The sequence below is a fragment of the Nonomuraea sp. NPDC049129 genome, assembly GCF_040648495.1.
GTDB lineage: Bacteria > Actinomycetota > Actinomycetes > Streptosporangiales > Streptosporangiaceae > Nonomuraea.
Genome location: NZ_JBEZDU010000019.1, coordinates 123,198 through 135,536 on the forward strand (window position 1 = coordinate 123,198; position 12,339 = coordinate 135,536).

Annotated in this window: 12 protein-coding genes and 3 pseudogenes; 7 read left to right on the forward strand and 8 right to left on the reverse strand. The window is 65.5% G+C overall.

The window, feature by feature from the left end; translation table 11 throughout:
* Positions 1-42 precede the first annotated feature (42 nt).
* From AB0B64_RS43020 to AB0B64_RS43040, 5 genes are all read right to left on the reverse strand, one after another.
* A complete protein-coding gene (locus AB0B64_RS43020; RefSeq protein ID WP_358185545.1) occupies positions 43-456 on the reverse strand; it encodes a PIN domain-containing protein in 414 nt (137 codons plus the stop codon).
* Positions 453-713 carry a CopG family transcriptional regulator gene (locus AB0B64_RS43025; RefSeq protein WP_358185548.1) on the reverse strand — a complete coding sequence of 87 codons (261 nt, stop codon included), beginning with the start codon at positions 711-713 and terminating at the stop codon, positions 453-455. Before AB0B64_RS43025 ends, AB0B64_RS43020 begins: the two co-directional genes overlap by 4 nt.
* A gap of 1,049 nt (positions 714-1,762) precedes the next feature.
* On the reverse strand, positions 1,763-2,095 hold the full coding sequence (locus AB0B64_RS43030; protein WP_062431302.1) for a helix-turn-helix transcriptional regulator: 333 nt from the start codon (positions 2,093-2,095) through the stop codon (positions 1,763-1,765).
* Positions 2,092-2,472: a type II toxin-antitoxin system RelE/ParE family toxin gene (locus AB0B64_RS43035; RefSeq protein ID WP_358185552.1), complete on the reverse strand. Its 381-nt coding sequence runs from the start codon at positions 2,470-2,472 to the stop codon at positions 2,092-2,094. The genes AB0B64_RS43030 and AB0B64_RS43035 overlap by 4 nt, the downstream gene beginning before the upstream one ends.
* A gap of 755 nt (positions 2,473-3,227) precedes the next feature.
* A complete protein-coding gene (locus AB0B64_RS43040; RefSeq protein ID WP_358185555.1) occupies positions 3,228-4,130 on the reverse strand; it encodes a LysR family transcriptional regulator in 903 nt (300 codons plus the stop codon).
* Positions 4,131-4,226: 96 nt separating this feature from the next.
* Here AB0B64_RS43040 and AB0B64_RS43045 point away from each other — a divergent pair.
* A pseudogene (locus AB0B64_RS43045) lies at positions 4,227-5,243 on the forward strand (MFS transporter); the annotation flags it as partial.
* A gap of 124 nt (positions 5,244-5,367) precedes the next feature.
* On the opposite strand, the pseudogene AB0B64_RS43050 reads toward AB0B64_RS43045, so the two are convergent.
* Positions 5,368-5,451, reverse strand: a pseudogene (locus AB0B64_RS43050) (zinc finger domain-containing protein); the annotation flags it as partial.
* Positions 5,452-6,111: 660 nt separating this feature from the next.
* Between AB0B64_RS43050 and AB0B64_RS43055 the strand changes: the two are divergent.
* From AB0B64_RS43055 to AB0B64_RS43065, 3 genes and pseudogenes are all read left to right on the forward strand, one after another.
* Positions 6,112-6,345, forward strand: a complete 234-nt coding sequence (locus AB0B64_RS43055) for a hypothetical protein (protein WP_357962482.1) — start codon at positions 6,112-6,114, stop codon at positions 6,343-6,345.
* Positions 6,345-6,737 carry a type II toxin-antitoxin system VapC family toxin gene (locus tag AB0B64_RS43060; protein ID WP_358185559.1) on the forward strand — a complete coding sequence of 131 codons (393 nt, stop codon included), beginning with the start codon at positions 6,345-6,347 and terminating at the stop codon, positions 6,735-6,737. The genes AB0B64_RS43055 and AB0B64_RS43060 overlap by 1 nt, the downstream gene beginning before the upstream one ends.
* A gap of 157 nt (positions 6,738-6,894) precedes the next feature.
* A pseudogene (locus AB0B64_RS43065) lies at positions 6,895-7,221 on the forward strand (inositol monophosphatase family protein); the annotation flags it as partial.
* A gap of 205 nt (positions 7,222-7,426) precedes the next feature.
* On the opposite strand, the gene AB0B64_RS43070 reads toward AB0B64_RS43065, so the two are convergent.
* Entirely contained in the window at positions 7,427-7,768 is a 342-nt protein-coding gene (locus AB0B64_RS43070) for a hypothetical protein (protein WP_358185562.1), read from the reverse strand.
* Between the two features lie 512 nt (positions 7,769-8,280).
* Here AB0B64_RS43070 and AB0B64_RS43075 point away from each other — a divergent pair.
* Positions 8,281-8,592, forward strand: a complete 312-nt coding sequence (locus AB0B64_RS43075; RefSeq protein ID WP_358185565.1) for a hypothetical protein — start codon at positions 8,281-8,283, stop codon at positions 8,590-8,592.
* 52 nt (positions 8,593-8,644) lie between these two features.
* On the opposite strand, the gene AB0B64_RS43080 is transcribed toward AB0B64_RS43075, so the two are convergent.
* Positions 8,645-9,091 (reverse strand): DUF6086 family protein, encoded by a 447-nt coding sequence (locus AB0B64_RS43080; RefSeq protein ID WP_358185569.1) that lies wholly within the window; start codon positions 9,089-9,091, stop codon positions 8,645-8,647.
* Between the two features lie 882 nt (positions 9,092-9,973).
* On the opposite strand from AB0B64_RS43080, the gene AB0B64_RS43085 reads away from it, so the two are divergent.
* Together AB0B64_RS43085 and AB0B64_RS43090 are read left to right on the forward strand one after the other, a co-directional pair.
* Positions 9,974-11,320, forward strand: coding sequence for a sialidase family protein (locus tag AB0B64_RS43085; protein ID WP_358185572.1), 1,347 nt, complete (start codon positions 9,974-9,976; stop codon positions 11,318-11,320).
* Positions 11,321-11,754: 434 nt separating this feature from the next.
* Complete coding sequence (locus AB0B64_RS43090) at positions 11,755-12,210, forward strand: hypothetical protein (protein WP_358185575.1); 456 nt, start codon at positions 11,755-11,757, stop codon at positions 12,208-12,210.
* Positions 12,211-12,339 lie beyond the last annotated feature (129 nt).

A 12,339-nucleotide genomic window follows, 5' to 3' on the forward strand; every position in this document is an offset into this window, starting at 1 on the left:
CGGGTGATCACCCTGTTGGAACCAGCAGGCCAGCGGCACGGCTCAGACCTTGATGACGGTAACGCGTGCGCCGCACAGGGTGGTGAGGTCCTCGGGGTCGGACGTGAGGACCGTGACGGGACTGGGGGCAGCGAGGGCGGTGGCGCTGAGCATGGCATCGATGGCGTACTTGTGCCCGTGCAGACCGGCGTCAGACAAGAGAGTGGCGGCGTGGCGGGCGATCGGTTCGGTGACCGGCTCGATGACAAGGCGGGATAGCGTCCACTCCAGGGCCGGCCGGTTGACGCGGGGGTGAACCACCTCGACGAGGGTGGCGGCAGAGGTGATGACGCGAAGGTCGTCGGCACGGGCGAGAGCGAGCCATGCGGTGACCGTACGGTCACGCAGGACGGCCTTGGCCAGTCCCTCGCTGTCGAGGACAAGTGTGCCGCCGGGAGCAGCGGGAGAACGGGTCACGCGGCCGCCCCACCATTGGCCTGTTCCCTGCGGGCCTGGTGGAGTTGGTCGCGCAGTGCCTGGACTTCGTCGTCGGTGATGGGGCCGTGCTCGGCCTCGGCGACCTGGATGAGTTCGTTGAGATTGTCGCGCTCGATCTGGCGGGCGACGGCTGCGGCGACGTAGGCGGACAGGCCGGAAGGGCCGCTCCGGGAACGGGCGGCCTCGGCGATGTCACGCGGCATGGTGATCGAATACTTGCCCGTAGGCTCGCTCATGCCCTTTATCCTACTTCGCATCCTCCCTCAGCGTCGCGACCGCCTTGTTAGCGTCGAGAGGGCCGCTGCCTGGTCCGAGTATCTGCGTCACGCGAGAAACACAGACCGCAAATGATCGCCGGGCCATTAGCGGCCATTAAGAGGGGTGAGGAGGGGTCAGTCATGGTCGCTCAGGACGTGTGGCACGTTCGACACGGAAGACGGTGTTTCCCGCCCTCCACTCGGTGCCTTCATCCCACAGCGCAACGTGGCCAGGATCAACCGTTAAGGTGTCCACGCCACTCACGCGAGCGAACCTACGGCTCCAGACCGAGCGGTAAACGAGTTCCAGGGTTTGGTCGGGAAGCTGCCGGTACTGGCTAGGTTCGTCGGATGAAGGGCCGGTTCATCCCAATCGATCGCGGTGACCTCTTCCCAACTCAACCACGTGACGCCGAAGGCGACTTCCCCCATTGCGCCAATTCCGCTTTGGCGGCCTCCGATGCGTCCTGGGGGAGTCCGCGATCGGTCGCCAGTCGCCTGAGCTGCGTACGCCGAAGAGGCAATCGAAGGCGTCGTAGTCTCTGTGCACTCCCAACATCGACAGAGAGATGGCGGCGCACCAAGCGGAGTCACCTATGTCGAGCCCGCGGGTCCACATGCGGCACTCGACAAACCCGTGGATGCATGGTTCCCATGCCGAGATCTTCTTGCTCGCGCAGCGGTGCTGTCCAACCCCCTATGATCACGAGCTGCTTTCGGGTAGGGCGTTTCGACGTCGGGGTGATGCGTCATGTACGTGCATGCGGTCCGCCAAGGCCGTGCCCGCTGCGTGCCCGTTCGGACGGCGATCAAGGGGGAGTCGCGGGAACTCACGGTTCCTCGACTGAAAACTGCCCAGGTCAGCGTTTCCCCTGGTCAGATGCTGTGATCGTGAAAGACTTCCCAAGCTGACAGCGCGGGTTCGATTCCCGTCACCCGCTCTCATAAGAAAGCCCGAGTGAGGGCTTGTGCGTGGGCTCGCACGGTCGAAGCCCTGAACTAGTTGGCCGCAGATCGGCGCGCCTTTCTCAGGCGACTTTCCAGGTTCGGTCGCCGAGCGTCGCCACGAGATCCAAGTGGCCCCCGAGCGCAGCGATGTACTCCCGTACGACGTCGATGCCGGATACCTCGCCGTGCTCGATCTTGGAGATGCGAGCTTGGCTGACTCCCAAGGTGTCGGCGAGTTCAGCCTGGGTGACACCGGCGGCCTGACGGATCTCGGCGAGCTGGAATCCGCGGACGTACGCTTCGCGGCGTTCGCGCGCGACGGCTTCTCCAGCAGCGCGTTCCGTCTCGTCTCGCGGGTCGAGCGCTGCCGCCTTGGCCTTGACATCTGACCACTTGCTGTACCGAGTGCTCATCGCTCCTCCTGCTCTTCTCGCTTGAGCGTGATCAGATGCTGGGCAAATCGTTCATCAGCCAGTGGTATCGCTTCCCGATACCAGCGGTCCCAGTTGCCGGCTTTGTCCCCGGCCACCAGAAAGATCGCTTCCCTTGCCGGATCGAAGCAGAACAGCATCCGGATCTCACTCGTCCCCGATGAAGGTGGGCGTAGTTCCTTCATGTTGTGGTACTGGCTGCCCTGTACCCGGTCGACCAGAGGACGACGCGCCGTCGGGCCTTCCTCCGCGAGCTGATCGATCGCGTCCTTGATCAGGTCTGCAGTCTCCGGATCGGTTGCGCACAAGGTCAGATACCATGCCTCGACCTCCGGATGAAGACTGACCTCCCAGCTCATACGAACGATTATAACCATCTGGTCATATTCTCCACGTCCACCTTCGATGCACGCCGCCTCTCGCCGAAGATTGCGCCTGGCGAGCCCTGAGTCGTGTCGATTGGTGGATGAGAAAGCTCGCGGGTCCAGAGACTGCCCCACCCGAGGTGCCCGTTGCGTGTCTCCCATCAAGGATGTCCCCGTGGCCCTGGCGCCTCCTCGGGCGGGTCGACGGCAGACGGGGTGATCAGGCGGCCGGCGTGTGCGCGTCGCGCGTGAAACACCAGGTCGCGGGCTGATCGTCGTGCCATTAGCGTGCCATTAAGGGCGGTAACAAGGGGTCAACCACGGTCACTCACGACCGGCCTCAGCCCCAGGTCAACGCCCCTACGAGCCAAGATCCCTGCAATTCCCAAGCTGACAGCGCGGGTTCGATTCCCGTCACCCGCTCTCATAGGAAAGCCCAGGTAGGGGGCTCATGTCGGGGCTGTCGAAGCTCTGAACTACTTGGCCGCAGATCGGCGCGCCCCCTCAAGCGACTTTCCAGGTTCGGCCGCCGAGTGTAGCTACGAGATCCAAGTGCCCCCGATCGCGGCGATGTACTCTCGCACGACGTCGATGCCGGATACCTCGCCGTGTTCAATCTTGGAGACGCGAGCTTGGCTGGCTCCCAGGTGTTGGCGAGTTCAGCCTGGGTGACACCGGCGGCCTGACGGATCTCGGCGAGCTGAAATCTGCGGACGTACACTTCGCGGCACTTTGTTGCCCGTTATGTCCTATGCCACCAGGGCCGCTGCCTTGAGCGCGTGCTCGACAGCCGCTTCGTTGAACGCACGGATCGCCGCAGTCTCCGCCGCCTTCACCCAAGCCAGGCCGAGGATCGAGGGGGGCAACCCCGCGACGGGAACGAAGCGGACGTCCGGGCGCCCGTGGTGAGCCGCCGTCGGAGTGCAGAACAACATGCCGCCCCGGTTGAGCGCCACCTGGGTCAGGCCCTCCTGGCTGGTGGCCACCGTACCGGCCAGGGGAATGGGCCGGCCGGAAGGGGTTACGGACGGTGTCACACGCTCGCGCCATGCGCGCGGAGCCGGGCCGTCCAGGCCGATCAGGGACAGGTCGGCCAGCTCCTCCGCGCCGATACTCGCACGGGCGGCCAACGGGTGGCGCGAGGAGAGGCCGAGCTGGTACGAGACCCGGTTCAGCCCTTCGCTCGTAGCCAGATCGGGCTCGTCCACCGGGAGCAACGTGAACGCGATGTCCACCTGCCCGACCCGCAACTTGCCAAAAGGGTCGGAGAGCGGGATTTCCACCAACTCGACCTCGCACCCCGGGTACTGGCGCTCGAAGGCGCGCACGCTGCCGATGACGACGTCTGTGGGGGTGGCGAAAAAGCCGAGCCTGATCACGCCTGTCACCTCGCGGGCGGCCGCCTTGGCCCGGCTGACCGCGTTCGCGAGGCCGTCGTAGGAGGGGCGCAGATCAGCCAGGAAACGTTCGCCCAGGGGCGTGAGGCGCACGCGCCTGCTGGTCCGGTGGAAGAGCCGGCCGCCGAGCCTGGTTTCCAGCGAGCGCATGAGCTGGCTTACCCGGCCAGGTGACAGGTAGAGGCGCTCGGCCGTACGCGCGAAGTGCAGCTCCTCACTGAGCACGACGAAGCACTCCAGCTCCCTGAATTCCATCCCACCTCCATCTGATCGCTTAGTCCACCTAAACCAAGCCTTGGACTTCCGCCATTGTTCCCGCTGGTGGCCGGCAGAAAGCTGGCATGCATGACCATGACTGATGTTTCTGCCGCCACCCGGGCGCGCTGGCTCGCCGTGTTTTCGGTCGCGGTGGGCACCTTCACCATCGTGACCAGCGAGATGCTGCCCGTTGGCCTCCTGACCTCGATCGCCGCCACCCTCGGCGTCTCCGACGGGACGGCCGGGCTGATGATGTCGGCGCCCGGACTGGTCGCCGCCGTCTCCGCGCCCGTGCTGGCGATCACCACCCGACGGCTCGACCGGCGCGTCACGCTACTGGGGCTGATGGCACTGCTGGCGGTGGCCAATCTCGCGGGCGCGTTCGCGCCGAACTACCCCGTCATGCTGGCCGCCCGGGTGCTGACCGGGGTAAGCATCGGCGGGTTCTGGGCCTTCGCGGCCGGACTCGGCCTGCGACTGGTGCCCGAAGGGTCCGTCGGGCGAGCCACGTCGATCATCTTGGCCGGGGTTTCGGTGGCGTCGGTACTGGGGGTGCCCTTGGCGACGTTCATCTCGTCGTTCGCGGGGTGGCGGACCGCGTTCATCGCCATGGGGGTGCTGGCCCTGGCCCTACTCGCGCTGCTGGCTACCACCCTGCCGCCCCTCCCCGGCGATCCCCGAGCCCGAGCGTCCGAGTCGTTGCCCCACGAGGCCCAGGCTCGCGCGTCGGAGGGGCGGCTCGCGTGGCTCTCCGGCCCGCTAAAGATCGTCCTTGTCCTGACCGTCTTGATCGTGTCCGGCCACTTCGCGGCCTACACGTACGTCCGGCCGTTCCTGGAGCAGGTCTCGCACGCTGGTCCCGCCCTCGTCAGCGCCGCCCTCCTCATGTACGGCGCCGCGGGCGTGGCCGGCAACTTCGCGGCTGGCGCATGGGCGGCCAGGAACCCCAAGCCGGTCCTGGTCACGCTGGCCGTGCTCATGGCACTCTCCACGGCGGCGCTGCCCCTGATCGGCCTGCCCCTGATCGTGCTCGTGGTGTGGGGCCTGGGCTACGGCGGCGTAGGAGTGACCCTGCAGCTCTGGATCATGCGGTCGGGCGGCGGCGAAATGGGCACGGCGCTCTTCGTCGGCGCCTTCAACGTCTCCATCGCGCTCGGCTCATTCGTCGGCGGCCGGGTCGTGGACGGAGTGTCGATATCCGCGGTGATGTGGGTGGGAGCGACGCTCGCCGTGGTCAGCGCGGCCGCCGCTGGCATCTCGGGCAGGGGTAGGACGACCGCTTCATGAAAGGAACGCGCGTGATCGGGGTGCCGCAGCGGGTCGTGCCCGCCGATCAGGTACAGCACGACGATCGCCATGTTGTGGCCGGGTGGGTAGCCAGTCCAGCCGGTGGGCATCCGGCTTCGGAGGGGCGACGTGCGGGCTGACGCAGCGCATGATGATTGCCATTACGCGGCGGGCCTCGAGCACTCAAAGCAAGCGACCTTCGGCGGAGTGACAGCCGCACCCTCGATACGGCGTTCACTGTCGGCGCGGCTCTTACGCAACCACCGCCGGCCCTTCGCGCGGCAGGCCCGGCACCTCTGAGTCCGAGTGAGCATGCCGAGATCTTGGCCCCCGTAGCGTTCGCCAGGCGTGCCCGCTGCGTGCCCGTTCGGACGGCGATCAACGGGGAGTCGTGGGAACTCAGGGTCGCTCGGCCGGCATCGGCCCAGGTCAGCACTTTCCCTGTTCAGCTTCTGCGATCTTGGAGGAGTTCCCAAGCTGACAGCGCGGGTTCGATTCCCGTCACCCGGCCGGAGAGCCATCCGCTTTCTGCAGAAGTTTTCAACGGCGTGTCACCTCTGCCTTCGCTTAAAGTCCCCGTTGTATGTCCACACCGGGAATCAAGATCATTGTTCGGCGCTGGACGGGCGCCGCGGAGGGGAAGACGGGCCAGGACTTGCCACCGTAAGACAAAGCGTCTTACGGTGGCCGCATGGCCGACACCATCACCATCCGCAGCGACCCGGAGACTGAGCACGCCCTGGATATTCTCACCCATGACGGCAGCTCACGCTCGGCGGCTATCCGCCAAGCCGTGCTGGAAGCCGCCCTTCGTAAGGAGCGCGCTGCCGCTATGCGGCGCGCTGTCCTGCGTATGCCGCTCGGCGAACCGGACGGCATCGACATTGCCGCGGAGATCGCCCACAGCCGCGAGGACGAACGCTGATGATCTATCTCGACTCGGCCGCCGTCGTGAAACTCGCCCACGCCGAAGCCGAGTCGCAGGCATTGCGCGACTGGCTTGACGAACGGGCAGAGACCGGATGGACGAGTTCGGTTTTGCTGGAGATCGAGTCATCACGGGCCCTGGCACGCTACGCCCCAGAAGCCGTCACCCGACTTCACCTGGTCCTCGACTTGATCGACCTGGTGGAACTGGACGCCGGCATTCGCATCCTGGCCCAGACCGTGAAACCGGTGACCGTACGGAGCCTGGACGCTATCCACCTGGCAACTGCTCTCCGCATCCGCTCCCGGCTCACTTCATTCGTGACATATGACAAACGACTGGCCGATGCCGTCCAGGCAGCCGGACTGACCGTCGACATGCCTGCCTGAGACGTCTCTTCACCGCCTGGATCTTCTGACAGGGCGCCTGGCCGCGGACACCTGAGACGTCGCGCGAGCAAAGCGGCGCTGACAGCCCGGCTGCTCCGGATCCCACCTCGGACGTGCTCCCTACGACGTATCTCGGGAGCCGCCATCGACCCGGGCCAAGCGGAGCGGAGCCGAGGACGGAGCCGGTGCCAGCCAGAAAGCGCCGGCCTCACGGATGTTCGGTTCAGCCGTGATCGACCTGGCTTGGGTAGCGGCAGGCAAGATCGACGCCAACATCATGCTGAGCAACAATCCGTGGGACACCGCCGCGGGTGTCGTCATCGCTCGTGAGGCCGGGGTCGCCGTGGTCGACATCGATGGCAGCCCGCACAGCATGACCGCCCACGCGACCATCGCCGCAAGCCCGAAGCTCGTAGCGGATCTCGTCGAACTCATCGCTGAGGCACACAAGGCCGCGAGATACAACAAGCGCACGGCCGAATAGTTCTTGTAGGTATCAAGCGGCGCCGCGCCGCCGTACGCCCCGCCCCAGCGTCCTCGTGCCGCGCTGTGGCCTGGGGACCGGTCGCGGTACGGGCGCCGCGCGGGGCATCGCCGTAGCCGCACCATGCCGTACCGAGCCGCCGCGCTGACCATCGTCACGCCGCCGCCAGTGCCACGCGGTCTTGCTCAGCTCGGCCGGTGGATCATTACAGCCGCTTGAGGCTGAGGGGCGTAGACTCCACCAACGCAATCTCATCCGACGAGCAGCACCACAAAAACTTGACCTCTGCGTTCCGCTTGAGCAGATCCACCGTGCAGGCTACGGCCGACACGGTCCGCACCGGAGACGAGCCGACCCACACATCGATGCCCTCGCCATCCCCGCCTTGGGTCCCCGACAAGAAGCCATAATCCAGCGGGTAGATGAAGCTCGACACCTTGGGATGCGGCGTGCCCGCAGGACGATCAATTACAATCTCGGCGTCACCCACGAGGGAGTCAGCCTGCTCCCATAGAGAAAGCCGCGCCCATGCGTCAAAGTCTGGCATGGGCAGACCATAGCCTCCGGCGGGGGCGCTCCGGCTCCGGGATGCTCGCCGCGCGGACCCGGAAACCGCTGAGGTGGAAGCCTGATCATCCCGCCCACCATCGACCCGGGACAAACCGAGGAGACAGGGCCATAGGTACCAGATCGTTCGTCCGGGGGCGCTCCATCTGGTAGCCGTTGCCCTGGCCCGCTTCCCCCTCGGGCGGGTCGACGGCAGCTGGGATGATCAGGCGGGCGGGGAGCGCGCGTTGCGCGAGAAACACCAGGGGACGGGCTGATCACCGGGCCATTACGTAAGAGGGGTGGCGAGGGGGCAATCACGGTCACTCATGACCGACTTTCTGCCCAGCTCAGACTTCCTGTGGGTCCTGATCGATGCAGTTCCTAAGCTGTCAGCGCGGGTTCGATTCCCGTCACCCGCTCTCATCCGTGAAAGCCCCGGTAGGCCGACGGATTCTGTGGTCGTTGATCTCTGCGTGCCATTAAGCGTCCTATGAGTGCGATTATGGCCGCGTGGTTGATGTGACCTTGGATGAGTCCGATGATTCCGGGGCCGTGGTGAAGCTCCAGACCGAAGCCTGGGAGCTTAACATCCGGGCGCCTCTGGCGGATTTGATGCGCCTCCGCGGGATCAAGGAGGCAGATTGGGATGCACGCCGCTCATTTTCAGTCGGGACCTGTGCTGACGCGCACGTGTTCTGGGCGGCAAACGAGGAACAAGCGACGATCCTCATCGGCCAGGACGACGAGACATGGGACATCGCGGTCACGGTGCCGCTCGAAACCGTCGACCAGATCGCACGCCTCGCCGAGGAGCATATGTGATGCATTGGTGATCACCTGGCAGGAGCGAGTAGGTCGGGCAACTCCCCGAGCCTTAGCGCGGCATTGCCCGAGCATGCTGCGCGGAAAGGGCCGCCCATCGCTCAACATCACATACGTGATCACCTTGCGGACATGCGGAATGCTCGCCTACCTGCACATCTCTCCAGCCGCCATCGCTGGCATCATGCAGGGGAAGTATTGCTCCGCCACGCTCGACGAGCACGAGGGCCGTCGCTATGAAGCCCTCCATGATTGAATGCAGGATCGCATGGTTCGAACGCTCGAAGCGCTCGATGAGAGCACCCACGAAGGCCGCGAAGGTAGCCAGGTCGACCTCACATTCGTCGCTCTCCATGGGGCCGAGTCCCGTCGGCAAGCCCGTCTCGAGGGCAAATGCCTCTGCTAATCGCATGAATAGGCCAGCGACTCCGTTCGAGGGGTTCCAGAGGACTTGATCGCCAACCTGGAAATACTGGCTCATGTACTCCTCGCGTTCCACCGTGCCCGGCGTTCCTCGGCGCGAGAGACGCCGTCTGTCCAGACCTGCCGACGGTCATTAGACGAGGCCACGTTTCATACGGCACTGGCCGATCAGGGATCATAGTTCGGACGCCTTCGCCTTGCGCGTCTCGTACCTCAGGTAATGCACCAGGCATTGGGAGCCGGCCAGGCGGACGATCATGAGCTGAAGTGGACGGGCCTGGATAGGCGGAGGTCTGGTGACCAGGGCAGCGAGCGGCTCTGAACTACGTACCGCGCGCTAGGCAGTAGATGGCTGAGGCGCAATCTTGATCATCTCGCCCACCATCGACTCGGCAGGCTGTCGTCGGTCAGCGTGCGAGCGCTGCGCGGGAAACACCAGGTCGCGGGCTGATAGTCGTGCCATTAGCGTGCCGGTCCAGACCCAGCGGCCTAGCGTCGTCCGGACTCTCGGTCAACTGGGTCGTTGGGGAGGAAGTTCTCGGTTGGGGCCGGATGCTGCTGGGGGACGATCCGGCGCCTGCCGTCGACGCGGGCTCGACCGGGCAGTAGGAGGCCTGCCCGTCCTGGCGTTCGGCGACGGTCGACAGACTCTTGTAGGTGCTACAAGGCCCGGAGGCGAGGGTTCGGTTCGGACACTTCCCTTGACTATGCGTACGGCCAACGGGCAGACAAAACTGATCTTGAGACAGTACTCTGCCCTCGCATCGTTTGCCGACTCCTGGGGGCCACCCCCCGGCGAGGCGGTCGACGTCCCCTGCAGACGCCCCATCGACGAAGATGAGGAAGGCTCGTGATTCGACGCTCCAGGGTTTTATTACCCGCAGCGGCCATCCTGATCGCCTGCGCTGTTGCGCAGCCCGCTTCCGCGCAAGGTGCCGCATCCGCCGGACCTGCCATCGTGCGGCCGGTCTCGGGCAGCAGCCCCCTGCCCGCAGGCTGCGGACTTCCCCCGGCCGACGGCTACACGCTGAACCCGAACACCGAAGTCCTGCCCATGCTGGCGCGGGACCCGAACCGGCCGTGGCACCTCGTCACGGTGTTCCAGCAGGACCGCTGGAACCGGTACGGCAGCAACGGCGCGGTTACCGCCGTATCGGACGACTACGGCAAGACCTGGCAGCGGTCCGAGAACCTGCCTGCTTTCTCTCGGTGTAACGGCGGTACGACCGCCAACGGCGGAGACTACGACGTCACAACCGACAACTGGGTCACGGTCACACCATCGGGTGCGGCGGTGGCCGCGTCGTTCTCGCTTTCGCGCACCGGCGATGTGACCGCCATCCTGGTGTCCCGGTCCGCTGACGGCGGCCGGCACTGGGACGCCCCGGTAACCCTGCAACGGGACGACAACCCGCGCTACTTCAACGATCGCCCGTCGGTGACCGCGGACCCGTACCATCCGGGCGTGGTCTACGCGGTCTGGGACCGCATCGACAGCACGGACACGAGCTGGGTACAGCCGATCTATCTGGCGAAGTCGACCGACGACGGGCGCACCTGGACCACGAAGAAGGTGTACGACGTACCCGCCAACAGTGGCGTCATCGGCACACAACTGGTGCCGCTCGCCGATGGGACGCTGCTGATCGGCATGCACCACGAGACGGACACCGATGGTGCCACCCAGGTCATCCGCTCGACCGACGGCGGCCAGACCTGGTCGGCGCCGACGTTGAACGTTCCGGCTCCGCTCGCAGTGGGCCCCCGCATCCCGGACCCAGACAACTCGGGTGACCCGGTACGCAACGCCTCCCTGCCGCTGCTGGCCGCCCAGCCGGGCACCCAGGTGGTCAACGCCGTCTGGCAGAGCCAGGACTCCGACGGCACCTTCCACGTGGCCTACTCGCGGTCGACGGACGGCGGAAAGACTTGGTCCAGCCCGGTCCGCGTGGACAAGACGCCCACCGGTTCCGCCGCCGTACCGGTCATCGCCGCATCCCGTACGGGCACTGTTGCGGTCACCTACTACGACTTCCGCAACAACACGCCCGACCCTGCCACCCTGCCAACCGACGTGTGGGCCGTCACCTGCGCCAACGACTGCACGCAGCCCGGGGCGTGGCGCGAGCAGCACATCGAAGGGCCGTTCGACGCGCGGAAGGTTCCGGCGACAAGCGTCGGACGCCTGGTCGGGGACTACACCGGCCTGGTCTCGGTTGGCAGTGCCTTCACGGCCGTGTATGGCGTGGCCACCGGCGACGCCGCCAACCCTGTCGACATTCACAGCGCGCTTTTCGCTAGCTGAGCGGTTTTGCGCCACCGGCGGGGTTCGGTCAGACCGAACCCCGCCCCCTCTCACGGCAGCGCCGACTGCTTTATTATGGAAAGTCAGCTTCTCGCGCAATTCGGCGTTCTCCCGCTCCATCTTCCGGATTCTGGCCCGGCCTGGCCCGGCCCGGAGACCGGCTGCTGCTCGTCCTGAGCGCGCGTGATCCGATGCTGGTTCACCCAACTGCCCAAGGTGCTCGCATTGATCCCGAACCCGCGCGCCACCGACGCGACCATCGTTCGCCCTCCAGCACCATGCGGACGGCTTCTTCCTTGAACTCCGGGGAGAACTGCCTACGACGCCTCGTCATGTACCTACCCCTTCCAGGCTTCTGTCAGCTTATGTAGCCGACTGTCCAGAATCTGCTGGGCGCCTCATAGCCCAAAGCGTCAGTCCTAAGCTGAGCATCTATGCAGACATCGCCCGATGAAGTCCTCCAACTTGACGTTGTCGACCGCGTGGGCACGACCACAATGGCGGCCCTCATGCTCTATAACTCTGTGCCGGCCAGGCTCGCATTCGCGTCCCGCAGCCTCCTACTGGATGTAGAGGGCGAGGACCTGCTGGCATGCCTCATCGATCTCCGCCGCCGGTTGGAAGTGGAAGGCCTCAATCTCTGCTGCCAAGGAGCACGAGCGGATGTCTGGCCATCAGGCCAGCTCCGACAGTTCACCAATGGCCGCTTCGGATACGTCTTGGCATCCAAGCTTCCAGGCGAGGCACTTAAGGAAGTGGACTTGTTCGCATCGGCCCATCCCCACGAGATCGCTTCAATCGAGCAACAGCGGGAAGCTGTCTTCCGGTTTCACGGGCTGCGTCAACAGCGAGGTATAGCCGGGCAGGAGAAGCCCAGCTCAGAGTCGTGATTGTCGTGCCATTAGCGTGCCGTTAAGGGTGGTAATGAGGGCTCAATCACGGTCACTCGCGGCCGGCCTCAGCTCGAGGTCGTAACCGTACGAGCTGGGATTCCTACAATTCCAAGCTGACAGCGCTGG